Origin of the sequence: Tractidigestivibacter sp. (genome assembly GCF_050946515.1) — a bacterium.
GTDB lineage: Bacteria > Actinomycetota > Coriobacteriia > Coriobacteriales > Atopobiaceae > Tractidigestivibacter.
On sequence record NZ_JBMNUX010000001.1, the window covers coordinates 127,114 to 145,315 of the forward strand.

12 protein-coding genes are annotated in these 18,202 nt (G+C 60.0%); 11 read left to right on the plus strand and 1 reads right to left on the minus strand.

What is annotated here, in order from left to right; all coding sequences use genetic code 11:
- Positions 1-13: 13 nt before the first annotated feature.
- Complete coding sequence (locus tag ACOYJL_RS00540) at positions 14-754, minus strand: UTRA domain-containing protein (protein ID WP_433568242.1); 741 nt, start codon at positions 752-754, stop codon at positions 14-16.
- A gap of 350 nt (positions 755-1,104) precedes the next feature.
- Between ACOYJL_RS00540 and ACOYJL_RS00545 the strand changes: the two genes are divergently transcribed.
- The 11 genes from ACOYJL_RS00545 to ACOYJL_RS00595 all read left to right on the plus strand — a co-directional run bounded on the left by ACOYJL_RS00545 (position 1,105) and on the right by ACOYJL_RS00595 (position 18,045).
- Positions 1,105-2,436, plus strand: coding sequence for a 6-phospho-alpha-glucosidase (locus tag ACOYJL_RS00545; RefSeq protein WP_433568243.1), 1,332 nt, complete (start codon positions 1,105-1,107; stop codon positions 2,434-2,436).
- A 176-nt stretch (positions 2,437-2,612) separates the two neighbouring features.
- A complete protein-coding gene (locus tag ACOYJL_RS00550) occupies positions 2,613-4,076 on the plus strand; it encodes a PTS transporter subunit EIIC (protein WP_433568244.1) in 1,464 nt (487 codons plus the stop codon).
- Positions 4,077-4,198: 122 nt separating this feature from the next.
- A complete protein-coding gene (locus ACOYJL_RS00555) occupies positions 4,199-5,662 on the plus strand; it encodes a serine hydrolase domain-containing protein (RefSeq protein WP_433568245.1) in 1,464 nt (487 codons plus the stop codon).
- A 149-nt stretch (positions 5,663-5,811) separates the two neighbouring features.
- Positions 5,812-8,628, plus strand: a complete 2,817-nt coding sequence (locus tag ACOYJL_RS00560) for an FAD-dependent oxidoreductase (RefSeq protein WP_433568246.1) — start codon at positions 5,812-5,814, stop codon at positions 8,626-8,628.
- A 247-nt stretch (positions 8,629-8,875) separates the two neighbouring features.
- Positions 8,876-9,307, plus strand: a complete 432-nt coding sequence (locus tag ACOYJL_RS00565) for a zinc ribbon domain-containing protein (protein ID WP_433568247.1) — start codon at positions 8,876-8,878, stop codon at positions 9,305-9,307.
- 540 nt (positions 9,308-9,847) lie between these two features.
- Positions 9,848-10,783, plus strand: coding sequence for a LysR family transcriptional regulator (locus ACOYJL_RS00570; RefSeq protein WP_433568248.1), 936 nt, complete (start codon positions 9,848-9,850; stop codon positions 10,781-10,783).
- A gap of 192 nt (positions 10,784-10,975) precedes the next feature.
- A complete protein-coding gene (locus tag ACOYJL_RS00575) occupies positions 10,976-12,436 on the plus strand; it encodes a hypothetical protein (RefSeq protein ID WP_433568249.1) in 1,461 nt (486 codons plus the stop codon).
- 405 nt (positions 12,437-12,841) lie between these two features.
- On the plus strand, positions 12,842-13,708 hold the full coding sequence (locus ACOYJL_RS00580) for a LysR family transcriptional regulator (RefSeq protein ID WP_433568250.1): 867 nt from the start codon (positions 12,842-12,844) through the stop codon (positions 13,706-13,708).
- A gap of 153 nt (positions 13,709-13,861) precedes the next feature.
- The gene (locus ACOYJL_RS00585) at positions 13,862-15,271 is read left to right on the plus strand and encodes a hypothetical protein (RefSeq protein WP_433568251.1); all 1,410 of its coding nucleotides are present in this window, start codon (positions 13,862-13,864) and stop codon (positions 15,269-15,271) included.
- Between the two features lie 381 nt (positions 15,272-15,652).
- Positions 15,653-16,522, plus strand: coding sequence for a LysR family transcriptional regulator (locus tag ACOYJL_RS00590; protein WP_433568252.1), 870 nt, complete (start codon positions 15,653-15,655; stop codon positions 16,520-16,522).
- Positions 16,523-16,704: 182 nt separating this feature from the next.
- A complete protein-coding gene (locus ACOYJL_RS00595; protein WP_433568253.1) occupies positions 16,705-18,045 on the plus strand; it encodes a hypothetical protein in 1,341 nt (446 codons plus the stop codon).
- The last annotated feature ends 157 nt before the right edge of the window (positions 18,046-18,202 follow it).

Below are 18,202 nucleotides of genomic sequence, written 5' to 3' on the forward strand. Positions count from 1 at the left end.
GCCGCTTCAGTGCCTATGGCATTGGCTTGCGCGTGGCGGTGTCGCGGAAATGGAAGATCTTCGGTATGTAGCGGCTCTCGACGTACTCTATCTGCTCGCCGTTTGAGCTGTATGTGTAGCTGCGCATGACGGCGAAGAAGTCGGGGCATTCGTCGCCAAAGAGGTCTCGGTCGCGGTCGGTGGCCGCCTCCACGGTCACCTGTCGCTGGGCGATGGAGATCGTGATCCCGAGGTCCTGCTCGATGTAGCGGAACAGCGAGGACGTTGCCACCTTCTCGTCGATGCCCGGAATCTCCGAGGTGGGGAAGAGGTGACGGTCGCTCGCCACCCGATGGCCATCGAGAAAGCGCAACAGGTGCACGCGCGTGAGGTCCTCGCCCTTCGGGAGCCCCGACTCCCATGAGACGTCCTCAGTGCACTCGATGTGGTCGAGCAGCACGACCTGCGCCGATGGCGTGGCGCCAATCGCGCGTGCCGACTCCGAAAACGACTGGATGCCGCTTACCGTGAACGCGTCCTCGCTTGCGGGAGAGATCTTCGAGTCCCAGATCACGCGCACGCCGCGCCCCTTTATCGCCTGAACCAGGCCTTCGTTAGCGAGAAGGGACGTGGCCTTGCGGACGGTCATCCTTGAGCAGCCAAAGCTTGAGGTCAGCTCCTGCTCGGATGGCAGGAACGTACCCTTTGGATAAACGCCGGAGACAATGCGATTCTTGAGCTCGGAATAGATGTTTCCAAACAAAACCCGTGCCATGTGTTGTCTCCAATATCATCGCTGCTTGATGCTGCCGCATTGGTCGCACTTACTTCTATGCTAGCGATATTCCCAAGCTATAGCGACTAACGAAAAATCAATAGAAGTTAATAAATGTGGCAGTCAGTGGCGTTGGCCTCTTTATTGCGTTTCTCGGTCAGAAGCCCCGCAATCTACCGTTGGCAGCCAAAAACCTACCGTTCGCGTCACTTTACAGACATATCTAGACAAGTACCTTATAGTGTCTGTCGGCAGCAATGATGTCTAGACAGCAAGGCAAGCCAAGGCATTCGCCGAGTCGAGCCTTTACTGGCCATGCAAGTTTGGACCACACATTTCGGGAGGGAAAGATGTCAAAGCAGAGTTACGCAGTGACCATTGCGGGCGGAGGAAGCACCTACACTCCAGGCGTCGTGCTGATGCTCATTGCTGATCGGGAGAAGTTCCCCATCAACAGGATCTGCCTGTATGACAACGATGCCAAGCGTCAGGAGACCATTGCCCGCGCTTGCGAGATCTACGTCCGCGAGAACGCCCCCGAGGTCAAGTTCGAGTACACCACCGACCCCGAGACCGCATTCACCGGCATCGACTTCGTCCTGGCGCAGATTCGCGTCGGCAAGTACGAGATGCGCGACAAGGACGAGAAGATCCCTCTGAAGTATGGGGTCCTTGGGCAGGAGACCTGCGGGCCTGGCGGCATCGCTTACGGCCTGCGCTCCATCGGCGGCGTCCTCGAGATCCTCGACTACATGGAGAAGTACAGTCCCAACGCGTGGATGCTGAACTACTCGAACCCCGCGGCCATCGTCGCCGAGGCTACGCGTCGCCTGCGTCCCAGCTCCAAGATCATCAACATCTGCGACATGCCTATCGCCCTCATGGACATCATGGCCAACATGTGCGGCCTGCACGACCACAAGGACCTCGTCTACGGCTACTACGGGCTCAACCACTTTGGCTGGTGGTGGAAGGTCGAGGACAAGGCAGGCCATGATCTTATGCCCACCATCAAGGAGCACATGGCCAAGAACGGCTATGCCAGCGAAAACGCTGACATGCAGTTTATCGATGCCTCTTGGGATGCGACGTTCCGCAAGGCCAAGGACGTCTACGCGGTTGACCCCAACACGATCCCCAACACCTACCTCAAGTACTACCTGTACTCCGACTACGTGGTCGCCCACACCGACCCCAAGCACACCCGCACCGACGAGGTTCGCGAGGGCCGCGAGAAGAACGTGTTTGGCACTGCTCGCCAGATCATCGAGAAGGGCACCGCTGAGGGCTTTGGCCTGAAGGCCGACGAGCACTCCGAGTACATAGTCGACCTTGCCATGGCTCTTGCCGAGAACACGCACGAGCGCTTCATGCTGATCGTGCCGAACCATGGCGCCGTTGAGAACTTTGACCCCACGGCGATGGTCGAGATTCCTTGCATCGTGGGCTCTGACGGCTACGAGAAGATTTGCCAGGGAACCATCCCGCAGTTCCAGAAGGGCATGATGGAGCAGCAGGTCTCCGTCGAGAAGCTCGCGGTCTCCGCGTGGATTGACCACTCCTACCAGGAGCTTTGGCAGGCGCTCACGCTCTCGAAGACCGTGCCCTCGGCCTCTGTGGCCAAGCAGATCCTGGACGATCTCATCGAAGCCAACAAGGACTTCTGGCCCGAGCTTCACTAGGCGCAACGACGCTCCGTAGATATTCCCCCGTATCCTGCGGCGCGCTTGCGAGGCGCTCGCGGCATTGTCTGATCGCGTGCCGCGAGCGCAATGTCATGCAACGTAACCATCCCGAGATGGAGACAACCTTGGCATTGGAACGGCGGCTCGGGACGCCGCGTTTTAGGAGGGTAAGCATGAGCGAGGAAAAGACGCTTGCCAACAGGAAGCTGGCAGACAATGTCGTCGAGCTCGTTGGCGGACCGTCTAATATCGTGAGCGCGACTCACTGCATGACGAGGCTCCGCTTGAAGCTTGTTGACGACACCAAGGCCGACACCGCCGCTATCGAGAAGCTGCCCGGCGTCATCCAGGTCATCAATGCAAACGGTCAGTACCAGGTCGTCGTAGGCATGAACGCAATCGAGGACGTCTATGACGAGGCGGTCAAGGTGTCTGGCGCCGAGGCCGGCGGCGAGGTCACGCTTGACGGCAAGCCCGTCGAGAAGCAAAACGCGGTTTCAAAGCTCATCGATCTCATCTCCGGCATCATCGCCCCTATCCTGGCAGTGCTCTGCGCGGCAGGCATGATCAAGGGCATTCTCACTATCGCGGTCTTCCTCGGGTGGATGTCTGACACAGACGGCCTGTATCAGATTCTTTACGCCGCTGGCGACGGCTTCTTCTACTTCCTGCCCATCATCTTGGGCTACACGTCAGCCAAGAAGTTCCACTGCAGCGAGTTCATCGGCATGACGCTCGGCATCGCGCTTACGTACCCGACCATGGTCAACATCACCTCTGGCGAAGTTTTGGGCACTGTTTTTGCCGGCACGCCGTTTGCCATGAACTATTACACGACGCTGCTCGGGATTCCTGTCATCATGCCGTCTTCCGGCTACACCAGCTCCGTCATCCCCATCATCTTGGCCGTCTGGGTTGCCGCCAAGCTCGAGCACTACTTCCGTGCCCACTTCAACGAGTACGTCAAGTTCTTCTTCGTGCCGTTCTGCGTTCTTGTCATCACCGTGCCCCTGACCTACCTGGTCATCGGACCTATCGCCACGATCATCACCAACGCGCTCAGCCTGCTCTTCAACTCGCTCTATAACATCCCGGTCGTTGGCGGCGCAATCGGCGGCGCAGTGCTGACCGCCATCTGGCAGCCCATGGTCGTCTTTGGCTTCCACTGGTCTGTCATCGCCCTGATGCTCATGAACATCGGCTCCCAGGGCTACGACGTCATTATGGCCCCGTACATGGTCTGCTCGTTCGCGCAGGTCTTCGCAGTGCTCGCCATCATCCTCAAGACCAAGGACACCTCCCTCAAGGAGCTGGCAATCCCCGCCTTCATCACGGGCTTCTTCTTCGGCATCACCGAGCCCTGCATCTACGGCGTCACGCTTCCGCGAAAGAAGCCGTTCTGGATCAGCTGCATCGCGTCGGTACCTGGCGGTCTGTTCATCGGCCTTATGGGCACGCGCATGTTCGAGTTCACCGGCGGCGCCTTCTGCGCGCTGCCCGGCTTCGTGGACCCGTCTGGTGCCATGGGTGCTAGCTGCGTGGTCTACGTGCTGATTGGCATTGCCATCTCCTCCGTGATCTCGTTCGTGGCAACATTTGCTACGTACAAGGACGAGACGGTGGCACAGAAGGCATAAAATAGCTCGCCAAGTTGGATTGGATGAGCGTTGGGCGCCTCGCGTTATTGGGTGTGGGGCGCCCCTTTTGTTAGGATTGCACGTAGCCTCCTTGGGATGGGGGCAAGTAAGAGGTGTGGGACATGGCACAGGTTGTTTTTGACAAGGCGCTTGGCGAGGCGTATCTCGCGCGGCTTCGCGAGCGTGGGGTTGAGACGCGCTCTTTGGTGGTTCGCCAGAACGGGCAGGTGGTGTTTGAGCATGCAACGGCTCCGTTTGAGCTCGACCACGTTCACCCGCTCTTCTCGGTGACCAAGTCGTTCACGTCCGTCGCAGTGGGCATGCTCGCCGAAGAGGGCGTGCTCGACATTCAGAAGCCTTGGATCAGCTGGTTCCCCGAGTACGAGAAGGACGTCGCGGACCCGCGCTTCGACGAGGTCACGGTCAGAAACCTCTTGACCATGACCATGGGGCAGGACATGGAGCCCCTTGTGGCAGATGACGACGACTGGGCCCGCGGAGTGGTCGGAAAGGGCCTTGCTCACGACCCCGGCGAGGTCTTCTTCTATGACTCCATGTGCTCCCATCTGCTATCCATGCTGGTACAGCGCGTAAGCGGCAAGACGCTTTCGGAGTTTGTGTCCGAGCGCGTCTTTGAGCCTTTGGGAATCACGCGCTGGTGGTGGGAGAAGGACCGCCACGGCCACAACACGGGAGGCTTCGGCCTGCACCTCGCGACCCCTGACCTGGCGCGCTTTGGCCAGTGCCTTCTCGATGGGGGCGCATGGCAGGGCAAGCAAGTGATCCCTGCCCATTGGGTGTCCGAGGCCACGCGTCGCCAGGTCGAGACTGCCCCGTCGTATCCAAAGACCGCTACCGAGGACAGAAACGGCTATGGCTACCAGTTCTGGATGTGCGCAGGCGGTGGCTTCAGATGCGCCGGGCTGTTTGGGCAGCTGTGCTACGTGCGGCCAGAGGACGGTCTGGTGGTTGCGGCGTCAAGCTCGACTACCGGAAGCAAGGCGTTGCTCGACCCGCTCTACGAGGTTCTGGACGAGGCGAGGGCTGGCGCTGCCGCGCCGGTCGACAAGGAAAAGCCCGGCACGCTTGACGTGGTGCCCACGGTCCCTGGCGCTGGGGAGTCGCCTTACCAGGCTCGCGTGCTGGGCACGCACGCGCTGGCGCAAAACCCATACGGGTTCGACGCGCTCGAGGTTTCGCAGGTGCCTGCCTCTGTAGACGATGGCGGCGCGCAGGGGCTCAAGCTGGTGCTCTCTCGCGGAAACGAGCGCTTTGGCGTCACGGCCGGTCATGGCGTGTGGGAGGGCCTTCCAGAGGGGGAGGGCGTTCAGCCTATCGGCGAGCTCTTCCCGTTCATTACGCATTCCTCTGAGGTTGACGAGGCGCCCGGCTGGGACAAGCGGACAGCCTTTGGCTCATTTGCATGGGTCTCGCCGACCACCCTTGCCATGCAGTCGCGCGAGCTCGACCAGACCCGTCGAGTGAGCGCGACCATTGCCGTAGACGGAAACCACCTCGTCTGCATCGTGAGCGTCGAGGGCGTCATCCCGGCAGGCGGCATTAGCTCCTTCTTGCTTCTCGCCTGATTGCCCTGCCCGCCCCGCTTGGGCCCTCTGACCCTAAGCGGGGTGGGCAGCACGCTTGCCCGATTCGTTTCTTCTCTGCGGTATCCGCTCGCCTATGCTGATGCCAATGCGCGTCGGCTCTGACCGGCGCATTACCGAAGGGAGAGGGCATGTACGACAAGATGTTTGAGCCTGGGAAAATCGGGTCGGTCGAGCTGAGAAACCGCCTGGTCATGGAGCCCATGGGAGTGGGGCTTGCCAACCTAGACGGCACGCCCACCGACGAGATGATCCGCTACTACGAGCTGCGCGCGGCTGGCGGCGCGGGACTGGTGATTCCCGAGATCTGCCGTGTGGACGACGAGACGGGCGTGGGCGAGCTGCGCCAGATCTCCGTCACTCGTGACCGCAACGTCCCTGCGCTCTCGCGCCTGGCCGAAGCCATCCATCGTCATGGGTCCAAGACCTTCCTGCAGCTCCATCACCCCGGCCGCGAGACGCCCAACGTCCTTCTCGGCGGAAAGCCCGTCGTCTCGGCGTCGGCCATCCCGTGCAAGAAGACCCAGGCCAAGACTCGCGCGCTCACAACCGAAGAGGTCCAGCACATAGTTCAAGAGTTTATCGAGGGCGCCGTCCGTGCCGAGAAGGCGGGCTTTGACGGCGTCGAGCTGCACTGCGCTCATGGCTACCTGCTGCAGCAGTTCCTCTCGCCCTACACCAACAAGCGTACCGACCAGTACGGAGGCAGCTTCGAGAACCGCCTGCGCATCGTGACCGAGATCATCGCCGGCATCCGCGAGCGCTGCTCGGAGGGCTTCGCGCTTGGCTGCCGAGTTTCTGTGGAGGAGTTCCTCGACAAGACTGGCGTGACGGAGGACTACATCCACATCGCCGACGGCGTCAAGATCTGCATGGCCTTCGAGAAGGCCGGCGTCGACTTCATCGACGTGTCGGTCGGCCTCTACGAGACGGGCATCACGTGCGTCGAGCCCGTGAGCTACCCCGAGGGCTGGCGCCATGACCTCATCCGCGCCGTGAAGGAGCACGTCGGCGTCCCCGTCATCGCCGTCTCTGCCTATCGCGGCCCCGACGTGCCCGAGTCGTTCCTCGAGGAGGGCACCATCGACTTTGTCGGCCTTGGGCGCGCGTGGCTTGCGGACCCCGAGTGGGGAAACAAGGTGCAGCAGGGCCGCGTGCCCGAGCTGCGCAAGTGCATCAGCTGCCTTCGTTGCTTCGAGTCGCTTGAGCAGAACGCCGAGAAGTGCATGCCCCTCGAGTGCGCGGTCAACCCCGAGTGCGCCCACGAGCTGCGCTACGGCGAGCTGCCCGTCGACACCGGCCACCATCGCGTAGTCGTTGTTGGCGGAGGCCCCGGCGGCTGCCAGGCGGCCGAGACCGCGGCGCGCCGCGGCTGCAAGGTGACCCTTCTCGAGCAGGCAGGCCGCCTTGGCGGTCAGGTCCTTCTCGCCGAGCGTCCCCCCAAGAAGGAGAAGATGGACTTTGTCCCGCGCTACTTCGAGACGACGCTGCCCAAGCTTGGCGTGGACGTGCGCTTGGGGGAGAAGGCCACGGTCGACTCCGTTATGGCGCTCAAGCCCGATGCCGTCATCTGCGCCACGGGCGGAAGCCCCATCGTGCCGGCCTCGATTCCTGGCGTTAGCGGCGAAAACGTGATCTGCGTGCCCGAAGCGCTCGCGCGCGAGAGCTACGAGGGGCAGCGCGTCGTTGTCGTTGGAGCCGGCATGACCGGCCTCGAGACCGCCGAGTACATCGCCGACAAGGGCGCCGCCTCCGTCACCGTGGTCGACATGGTGAAGACCCCTGCCCCTGGCACCAACCAGACCAACCTCGTTGACCTCATGGGGCGCCTGCGCGCGCAGAGCGTGGCGCTCTCTTTGGGCGAGAAGCTCGTCGAGGTGGGGGCGCAGGGAATCACGGTCGAGGCCGTGGAGGGAGGTGCGCGCTCCGAGATGCCCGCCGACCTGGTGGTGCTCTCGCTGGGCAACCGCCCCGCGACCGAGCTTGCCGACCAGCTCCGCCAGCGCGGCGTTACGGTCAAGCTCGTGGGCTCTGCCGTTCGCGACGGCAACATCGCGCCTGCCACGCGTGGTGGCTACGAGGCTGCGCGCTCGCTCTTCTCGGTGCCGGCTGAAGGTTCCAGCTTCCGCATGAGCGACGCCGACCTTGAGAAGTTTGGCGCGCCATCCGTAATGGCGGACCAGCGCGGCCTGTATCTTGCCTATACTACCGACCCCGCTGCAATCGAGCGTATCCTGCCCGCGCCGCTCAAGCCCTTCTCGATGCCGGTGGTCACGCTTTCTGTGAACCACATCCTGCACCCATCGTTCACCGATGACTACTACGAGGCGATTCTTGGCGTGTACTGCTATATGGGCGAGCAGCTTGGGCAATACACGATGTCGCTTCTTCTGGGCGGAAGCGGTGCGGAGATGGCGACGCAGCTTGGTCGCGACAACGGCTCGATGCCCAAGAAGCTGGGAGCCGAGTTCTCCATTCGCAAGGACGGCACCAAGCTGATCGTCGACCTTGCCCGCCGCGGGCATCGCCTAGTGCACGTGGGTGCCGACCTCGGCGAGTACAACAGCCCGCTCTGCCATCTGATCTTCCAGTCTCCGGCGGCCGGAAAGACCACTAAAGGCTGCGGCTTCTACTATCACTTCGACCGTCCGGTTTTCCCGGAAGGGGGAGCCAAGCTCGACGGCGGCTCAATCAACGCGGCGCTCGTGCAGTACGACTACCACCAGTGGCTGCCCGGCTATGTCACCGACATCCAGATGGCGTCCAGCCCCGACGACCCGTGGGGCGAGCTGCCCGTGCTCTCGATTCTTGGCTGCGCGTACTCTGACCTCGACCTGACGGTGCTGGGGGAGAGGAAGCTCGCCGACGTCGACGCCAACGCTGCGTTCCCGTATGTCTTCGCCGGATGGTACGACCGCACGACGCTTGGGGAGGTTGGTCGAGTCTAGGAGCACTTCCGGGTTTCGAGCGCTCTTGCTTTTTAGGGCGGTCGCCCAGTGGCGACCGCCCAGCTCATTGTTAGCGACTGACAGCCCCTCTCGTTTTCTTCTTTATGGTGAAAGTGATGAGGTGGGGAAGGGTTCTGCAAAACGGAGCAATTGCCGTTATCGTCTGATACAATCGATGAGATTGAAATCGCCGCGTGAAGGCAGAGCCCCGCGGGGCTTACGTTTCGGCAGATGAGGAAGTGCCCCTATGTCAGATCTTATTGACCAAATACTCACGCCCGAGGTCAGGATGGTTCTGTACCTGATCGTCGTTTGCATTGTGATGCTTTATGTCCTTTCAATCGTCTACGTCATTCGTGACGCGCAGCGTCGTGGCGCCGAGCCGTGGTGGATGTGGGCCATCATTTCTGTGATTCCTGTGGTCGGTCTTCTGGCCTACGTCATCCTGCGCCCCAGCTCCTACCTCATTGACCGCGAGGAGCAGGATTTGGACATCGCGCTTCGTGAGCACCAGCTCTCGCATTACGGCATCTGCCCCAAGTGCGGCGCTCCGATTGATCGCGACTTCGTTGTTTGCCCCATCTGCAACACCCAGGTAAGAAACGTCTGCCCCACCTGCCATCGACCCCTGAATGCAGACTGGAAGGTCTGCCCTTACTGCCGCACCCGCATCCAGTAGACGCGTCCATAATTTGATTGACTCGGGCCCCGCCTCACGGCGGGGCCTTTCTTTTCTGCCGCAAGCGTATTCGCCCCGTCTTTACTTTCTCTGGGGCGATTTCAGAGGAATTAGGATCCGCGCAGACGTGTCCCCTGCAATATTTATTGAGGGGTCGTTGCAGTTGAGCGAGTTATGTATGGGTTTTCCAAGCGCCAGCACTGCCCGGAGCCCGCGCCGGCGTCCGAGGACGGCGCGCAACAGGCATTTTCCTATCTGTTTCGGGGCAACTTTGGCGACTAGGCTCCAAAACCTATACATAACTCGCTCAACTGCAACGATTGGCCAGCAGAGTTGCAGCGAGACCTTGGCTCATTCTTCTGCAAGCATCTTCCGAGGGATTTCCAACATCCTTTTGTCAAGAGAAGAGGTCGGCGCCCCCATTGACCGAGGGGCGCGCTCGCATCCAAATCGGGCGGCGGCGAGGCATCTGGCGACTTTTTGTGGGTATGCTGAATCTAGCCAGTTGGATGCGTCTTTCGATTACGGGGGCGAGTCTCGGTGGATTCTCGGTTCCTTTACTTTGACCTGTTCCAAGTGCAGCTGTTCCTCGTCGCCAGCGAATGCCGCAGCTTCACCAAGACTTCCCAGATAATGAATACGTCGCAGTCGACCGTTAGCAAGTCGATCTCTTCGCTCGAGAAAGCGCTGGGCTTCCCGCTGTTTTTGCGCGAAAAGGGCAAGCTGTCCCTCACTTCGCAGGGGGAGCTTCTTGCGCATGATTGGAGCGACCTTATCCTTAAGGTCGAGCAGTCGATAGATCGTGCGGCGTCGCTTGACGAGAGCCAGGAGCTGGGCGTCATTGTCGGCGAGCCCGATTCCATGAAGACCGACAAAGACTACCTTCCTGCCATCGAGCAGTACAGGAAAGGTCACCAAAACGTCTCGCTGTCATTTGTCGAGCGGCCGATTGGCGAGCTCGTCGATCATCTGATGATGGACGACCTCGACGTTGTTTTTACGATTGATTACGAGCTCCCCACCATTAGGCGCCTTGGGCTTTCGTGGGCGCCTGTCTCGGATAGCCCCTACATCCAGGTCACGATGCACTCAGACAATCCCCTGGCCAGGCGCGAGAGCATCACGTTTGATGACCTGCGCGATGAGGAGTTCATTGTCCCCAATCCGGTTGCCAATCAGAGCTACGTCGATCTCCTGGAGTCCCTTTGCCACGAGCATGGCTTTGCCCCTCGAATTGGGAAGACGGTTCCGAACTTTCGCTCGGTCGTTTCAACAATACTCAGGACGCACCATGGCGTCCTGCTGGCAAATCGTTTCATTTATGATGCAAACAGTGCGCAGCTGAAGAGCTTCTCGATGAAAGACACCTATAGCCGACTCATAGTTGTTTGGAAGCCCGATTCCAAGCGGCCGCAGATAGAAGAGCTTTGCCGCTGCATCGCGAAAGGCTATAAGCCCGCTATCTCAAAGGCATAGAGACCACCGGCAAACCTGCGTAGGCCTGCCATCATGCCGCTTGCCGAAGGAAGACGAGCGTCTCTGCCGCTTTGCGCCCGCGAGCTGCGCTCATTCAAAAAGGGAATGGACGCATGCCGCTTCTTCGCTTGCCCCCTCCTCGATAACGCCCAGAAAATGAAGGCAGAACGAGACCCGGGATCTCGGAGCACCATGCAAGTAATCTTCGATTTGATGGAGGCATCCATGGGCCATTATCGTGAGCTTGCCGAGCAGTACGCGAAGAACGCGCCGTCGCTCTTCTCGAGCCCCGTCGTTCCGTACGATCCTTTGAACGCGCGCAACCTCGTGCACTTCTGCACGTATGCCGAAAACCCTTACGAGGGAGGCGTCCAGCCGTGCGAGTACACAGGCTGGCGCGACGAGGAGGTCTCGTGGCACAAGACGTGCTACATCCATACGGGCTTGAATCCCTCGCCGACCTATAAGTTCTGGGGACCCGACTGCACCAAGTTCCTCAAGAAGTACTTTGCGAACACCTTTGAGGATGGGTTTCCCGTGGGCAAGGCTAAGCATGGCATCATGTGCGACGAGGAGGGTCGCGTCATGATGGACGGCATGCTGCTCAAGACCGCCGAGAACGAGTGCACCTGCTATTGGCTCGATCCGTGGGTCGAGTACTGCGTGGACCACTGCGGTATGGACGTCCAAGGCGAGAACCTCACCGAGCAGGTGTTTCTCTTTCAGCTGGGAGGCCCCACCTCCCTGCAGATCGTCGAGGCCGCGACCGGCGAGAACTTGCACGACATCAAGTTTATCCATCACCGCATGAGCTCCATCGACGGCTGCCCTGTCCGCATCCTGCGCATGGGCATGGCCGGATCGCTCGCATATGAGATCCATGGCAGGATCGAGGACTCGCACAAGGTGTGGAATAAGGTCTGGGAGGCCGGCAAGAAGTACGGCCTGCGCCATCTGGGCATCACCGCCTACAACATGACCCACTGGGAGAACGGCTTCCCTCAGGCATACATCGACTTCCTGTTCCCGTGGTGCGAGAACCCCGGCTTCTACGAGTGGCTCAAGAAGACTGGCAAGGGCGGCATGATTCGCGCTGGCAAGGAGATGCCCGAGATTGCGCTCTCCGGCTCCATGGGAAAGGACATCTACAAGCGCTATCGCAACCCGATCGAGCTCGGCTGGGGCAGGACCGTCAACTACGACCATGACTTCCTGGGCAAGGAGGCGCTCGAGAAGATTCGGGACAACAACCCGCGCAAGATGGTCACGCTTGAGTGGGACGTCGAGGACGTGCTCGACGTCGTTCGCAGCCAGTTCCAGACCGAGCAGGAGCCCTATGCCGACATCTCGAATCCCGACGACTTCTCCTATGGCTTCCCGACCTACCATGCCGACATGGTCGTCAACGAAAACGGAGACGAGATCGGCATGAGCACCGGGCGCATGCTGTCCTACGTCTATCGTTCAATGATTTCGATTGCCTCTGTCGAGCAGGAGTACGCCGAGATTGGCAAGGACGTCTACGTGGTCTGGGGAGAGCCGGGGACGCGCCAGAAGAGGATTCATGCAAAGATTGCCCGCTGGCCGTACTTTGATACCGACCGCAACCAGAAGGTGGACCTGAGCCAGATTCCGCAGGGGACCATGGACTAACTGTTATCGAAAGCGGTCATTGTCGGGCGCCCCAGCCTTGGTGCTGGGGCGCCCCTTTGCAGGTCGAAGGTCCCATGACGAAAGAGGCATTTTTCTCCCGACCGAAAGGGGCGCTGCAACTTTTTTGCGCTCTCGTTGCATTTGAGCAAGTTATGTATGGATTCCGCGGACCAAGGCTCCTCCTAGAGTCTCTAGCGGCGTCCCTCCCGTGGCAGTCAGCAGGCATTTTTCCTCTTTTCGGAAACGACCTCAGTGCCGTGGCTCCAAAACCCATACATAACTCGCTCAACTGCAACTCGGTCGAAGAATATTTGCGTCGTGGTCTCCGATGTCGTCCTAGGGAGACGTCTCGACCGGATTTATCATCAAGTTTCGAGCATTCGAGGGAAGGTCAAGGGAGTGACCATGGACATCCAGATGATGCGAGAGTTCGTGCGCCTGGCGGAGACGCTTAACTTCACAAGGACGGCAAAGGAGCTTTACGTCACACAGCCAACGCTCAGCAGACACATCACCCTCATCGAGCAGGAGCTTGGCTCTACGCTGCTCGTTCGATCCACGCATGAGGTCAAGCTCACCGAGATTGGCGAGATAGTGTATCGACACCTCAAGGACGTTATCGCCACCTATGACGAGATGAACGACGAGGTGAGCGCGGCGAAGCTTGGCGCGAGCGGCTCCTTTACCCTCGGCTTTCTCTACTATGGCGGCATGAGCTACATGCGCGAGGGGCTCGATCGATTCGTCGAGTCCTATCCAAACGTAAACATCAACTTCTTGTCGCAGCAGCCCTATCAGGTCTTCGGCTCTCTTCTTGATGGCACCATCGACGTTGGGCTCGCTTTCAAATCGGACAAGCTTGATGAGCATGCCTGGGACTTCGTTCCCATTCACGACTGTAGCCTCTATGCCTTTTGCCGCTCAGACGACTCCCTCGCGAGCAAGGCTAGCCTGGATTTCTCCGATCTTGAGGGCCATGTGCTTGTCCTCACGCAAGTTGACGATTGGTATAACGACGTCATCAGCAGCATCGTCGAAAGCCAGGGAGTGCACATGGTTCCCAAAAGAGCCTGTTTGCAGATCGACCTCTTCCCCATGGCGGTTGTGGACACGGGCGGCGTTTTGATTTCGACCGGTCATATGCCCTGCGAGCCCTCGAGCGGCATCACGATGGTGCCGCTGCGGCACGCTCCGGGGCTTCTCACCATGGGCTTCTATCGCCGGCACGACAATCCGAAGCCGTCCGTGGAGAACTTTCTCCGCCAGTGGTAGGCAGACCCTCGCCATATGCTTCGAAACGATGTCGTCTACCTGCGATAACTTACTCTATGAATAGAGATATCGAGAGCTTCGATTTCACTTGCTTGAGCTCTGATTCGATGATGGTGGCAAGGAAAGTCCATCGTCTAGCGAAGGAGCGCAACTATGGATGACAAGTTCCGCGAGATTGCCCAGCAAGACCCGATGTCCTTTACTAACAGCCCGATCGTTCCGGTAGAGCCTCTTGGCGCCATGATGCACATGACGCACTACTGCTCGTACGCTGCGGGAGCCGCGGTGGCCGGCGTGCAGCCCTTCGAGTACACGGGCTGGCGCGACGAGGAGCAGTCCTGGCACAAGACCTGCTACATTCACACCAACCTCAACCCGTCGCCTACCTATCACTTCTGGGGACCGGACGCGGTGAAGCTGCTCAAGCAGTATTGTGCCAACTCGTTTGACATCCCGTTCCCGGTGGGCAAGGGCAAGCACGCCATCTTCTGTGATGAGCAGGGTCGCATCATGATTGACGGCATGCTGCTCAAGATAGGGGAGGACGACTTCATCGGCTACTGGATCTCCCCTTGGATTAACTATCTTGTGGAGACGAGCGACCTTGACGTCCACGGCGAGGACCTTACCGGTAAGGTCTTCCTCTTCCAGCTCGGCGGACCGAAGTCCTTGGAGATCGTCGAGGCTGCCAGCGGCGACAACCTGCACGACATCAAGTTCATCCATCACCGCATGACCAAGATCGCCGGACGCGACGTCCGCATCCTGCGCATGGGCATGGCTGGGTCTCTCGCCTATGAGGTCCACGGCAAGGTGGAGGACGCCATCCCCGTCTTCAACCAGATCATCAAGGCCGGCAAGAAGTACGGTCTGCGCCGCCTGGGCACGCCCGCCTACAACATGACCCACTGGGAGAACGGTTTCCCGCAGGCCTACCTCGACTTCCCGCTTCCTTGGTTCGAGCATGAGGGCTTTGCCAAGTGGCTGCGCGAGCGCAACCTCGGCACCCTGTGCGACCCCCAGATTGCTGGTCCCACCGCCTGGGGCTCGATGCCCAAGGACTTCAAGGTCCGCTACCGCAACCCCATCGAGCTCGGCTGGGGCAAGACGGTCAACTATGACCACGACTTCCTGGGCAAGGAGGCGCTCGAGAAGATTCGCGACACCAACTCTCGCGTCATGGTGACCCTCGAGTGGAACAAGGAAGACCTCGTTGACATTTACCGCTCTCAGCTTGAGGACGAGGATCCCTACATGGAGATGAAGCCCGACGACATCTCTTGGGACAAGCCCTATCACGCAGACCGCGTCGAGGACGCAAACGGCAACCTCATCGGCATCAGCACCGGCAGGATGTACGCATGGTTCTATCGCCAGATGATCAGCCTCTGCTCCATCGAGCAGGAGTTTGCCAAGGAAGGAACTGAGGTCTATGTAATCTGGGGCAACGAGGGCATGCGCCAGAAGCGCGTCCGCGCGACCGTGGCGCGCTACCCCTACTTCAACACCGACCGCAACCAGAAGGTGGACATCAACGCTATCCCGCGTGGCACGATGGACTAGCCAATCGGAATGTCCCCCGCTCGGCGCCCCCGGTCTTATCCGGGGGCGCTTTTTCATGTCAATAGCCGATTATTGCCACTTGTGTTGCCGACTGTGCAACTCCTGGGATCAATGGTTGCAGTTGAGCGAGTTATGTATGGGTTTGGAGCCTAGTCGCCAAAGTTGCCCCGGAAGAGGAGGGAAAAATGCCTGTTGGGCGCCGTCCTTAGGCGGTGGCGCGGGCTCCGGGCTGCTCCGGCGCTTGGAAAATCCATACATAACTTGCTCAACTGCAACGATTGGTCTGCAGAGTTGCGGCGAGAGCCGCGAGACCATCTGCAACGCCTCCCCGCTCGGGCTATCATCAGGTGAGGTTCGGTCCTTTCGCGGATTGGAGGGGCAATGGACATCCAGATGATGCGCGAGTTCGTGCGCTTGGCGGAGACTCTCAACTTCACGAGGACCGCCAAGGAGTTCTACATTGCGCAGCCCACCCTCAGCCGTCATCTTTCAGCCATAGAGTCCGAGCTCGGCTCCACGCTTCTTCTGCGCTCGACGCACGAGGTCGAGCTCACCGAAGCAGGGAAGGCCGCCTACCGCCATCTCAAGGGAATCGTCGAGAGCTACGACGAGATGGAGCGCGAGGTGGCCGCCGTTACCGCTGGCGCAACAGGTTCGTTCACGCTTGGCTTTCTCTACTATGGTGGCATGAGCTATATGCGCGACGGGCTCGAACGCTTCTCGGCTGCCTACCCAAACGTGAAGATCCGCTTCCTCTCTCAGCAGCCCTATCAGGTCTTCGAGTCGCTTGAGAACGGTGAAGAGGATGTCGGGCTTGCCTTCTATACCCCCGACATGGACGAGAAGAAATGGGAGTTCGTGCCCGTTCATAATTGCAAGCTTTATGCCTTCTGCCGTGACGATGACCCTCTAGCCGAAAAGACCATCGCAGACTTCTCGGACCTCGAGGGAAGAGACGTCGTCCTCACCGAAGTCGACGAATGGTACAACCGCGGTATCGTTTCGGTGCTTGAGCTCGAGGGCGTCGATGCGCATCCGATAAAGGCATGCAACCAGATTGACCTCTTCCAGTCAGCGGTGGCTGACACCCACGGGGTTCTCCTCATGACGGGGCACCTTCCCTGCGAGCCGGGAAGCGGAATCGCGATCGTTCCTCTTCGCCACGGACGCGGGCGCTTTCAGATGGGCTTCTATAGCAAGCGGACGGAACGCGACGTCTGTGTAGAGAACTTTCTTCGCCAGTGGCGATAGGGCTCCGGCGTCTTATGCATCGCAATGCAGCCGGTGCATGATTTCAGACGGAGACGTCATTACGCAGGACGAGAAATGCGGTCTAAGCTGTTGCCAAACAGGGATCGTGGCCACGTCACCCTTCTACTAAATGTCGAGCTATGCCAAGCGCTAGCTTGCGTCATTCATAGGGAGGACGAACCATGTTTGCTCCAGACGGCAACATCTGCAAAGACGCCGCTCTTCTGCTGAACCTGCACGGGCACGGGTACCTTCCATTCGTTTATACCGGTCCGAAGGACGAGCTTCTGGCCTGCCGGAAGACCGCTTGGCTGGGCACGTTCCTCAACATCAGCCCGGTCTACGACGTCTCTGGTCCCGACCTGGTGAAGCTGCTGAACAAGGTCACCGTGAACCGCGACTACGCCAAGCTCAAGGTCGGCAAGTCGCGCCATGCGATCTTCTGCGACGACAAGGGTCGCATGCTTGCCGACGGTGTCCTCATGCGCCTTTCCGAGACCCACTATCGCAGCTATTGGCTGGCGCCCGTGCTCGCGTACTACGTTGAGGTCGCCGCCAAGGAGTGGGGGATGGGCGTGACTGGCAAATGGGTCACCGACGACTTCTTCCTGCAGATCGACGGCCCCAAGTCGCTCGAGATCATGGAGCACGCGTGCCATGAGGACCTGCACGACCTCAAGTTCGCGCAGAACAAGGCCGTCGAGATCGCCGGCGTCCCCTGTACGATTCACCGCCTGGGCATGAGCGGCGCGCTCGCCTATGAGATGCACGGCCCCTCCGACAAGGTCGAGGACGTCTTTGGCGCCATCGTCGAGGCGGGGGAGCCCTACGGTCTTCGGAAGCTGGGCTTCAGCAACTACTGTCACAACCACACGCAGGGCGGCTATCCCAACCAGTGGATCCACTTCTGGTATCCGACCGCCTCGAACGGCGAGGGCATGAAGAAGTACTGCACCGAGCACGACGTGGGCTATCCCAAGGCGACGCGCTACCCGTTCTTCGGCAGCGCGGCAGACGACCCCGAGAACGCCTTCGTCACCCCTTACGACGTGGGGTGGGACTACCTCATCAACTGGGACCACGACTTCATTGGCAAGGAAGCTCTGGCGGCCATCGACAAGAACCCACCGCGCAAGCCCGTCACGCTGGAGTGGAACCTCGAGGACGTGGGACGCGCCTATGCTGACCTGCTTGCCAACCCCGCCTGGCACCCGGTGGACGACATCACTTCGACGGGCGATGGCGGCGAGTCGCCGTTCGTGATGAGCAAGGTCATGAAGGCCGGCGAGATGGTTGGCGTCGCAACTGGCCGCTCCAAGGACTTCTATCACAACAAGATGATTTCGCTTTGCTGGCTCAAGCGCGACCTTGCGGTCGATGGCACCGAGGTCGAGGTCGTCTGGGGTACCAACCCCGCGGCTCAGGTGACGATCCGCGCGACGGTCGCGCCGTTCCCGTACTACAGCGGCGAGTACCGCAACGAGAACTTTGACGTTGAGAAGATTCCGCACTACGAGGGATAAGCAGCTAGCTTTCTGGCTTGGCGCCCCTCCGAGCACCCGCTCGAGGGGCGCCTCTCTCTTGTCGCGACAAGCATTGGGAGCGCTTTCGTGATAGCCATCGTGATCATCGCAACCTTTTGCGGCAACCGTTGCAGTTGAGCGAGTTATGTATAGGTTT

Bases quoted from the DNA above. Each gene is read 5' to 3' on its own strand.
- ACOYJL_RS00540 (WP_433568242.1), bottom strand. From the start codon at position 754: ATGGCACGGGTTTTGTTTGGAAACATCTATTCCGAGCTCAAGAATCGC.
- ACOYJL_RS00545 (WP_433568243.1), top strand. From the start codon at position 1,105: ATGTCAAAGCAGAGTTACGCAGTGACCATTGCGGGCGGAGGAAGCACC.
- ACOYJL_RS00550 (WP_433568244.1), top strand. From the start codon at position 2,613: ATGAGCGAGGAAAAGACGCTTGCCAACAGGAAGCTGGCAGACAATGTC.
- ACOYJL_RS00555 (WP_433568245.1), top strand. From the start codon at position 4,199: ATGGCACAGGTTGTTTTTGACAAGGCGCTTGGCGAGGCGTATCTCGCG.
- ACOYJL_RS00560 (WP_433568246.1), top strand. From the start codon at position 5,812: ATGTACGACAAGATGTTTGAGCCTGGGAAAATCGGGTCGGTCGAGCTG.
- ACOYJL_RS00565 (WP_433568247.1), top strand. From the start codon at position 8,876: ATGTCAGATCTTATTGACCAAATACTCACGCCCGAGGTCAGGATGGTT.
- ACOYJL_RS00575 (WP_433568249.1), top strand. From the start codon at position 10,976: ATGCAAGTAATCTTCGATTTGATGGAGGCATCCATGGGCCATTATCGT.
- ACOYJL_RS00580 (WP_433568250.1), top strand. From the start codon at position 12,842: ATGGACATCCAGATGATGCGAGAGTTCGTGCGCCTGGCGGAGACGCTT.
- ACOYJL_RS00585 (WP_433568251.1), top strand. From the start codon at position 13,862: ATGGATGACAAGTTCCGCGAGATTGCCCAGCAAGACCCGATGTCCTTT.
- ACOYJL_RS00590 (WP_433568252.1), top strand. From the start codon at position 15,653: ATGGACATCCAGATGATGCGCGAGTTCGTGCGCTTGGCGGAGACTCTC.
- ACOYJL_RS00595 (WP_433568253.1), top strand. From the start codon at position 16,705: ATGTTTGCTCCAGACGGCAACATCTGCAAAGACGCCGCTCTTCTGCTG.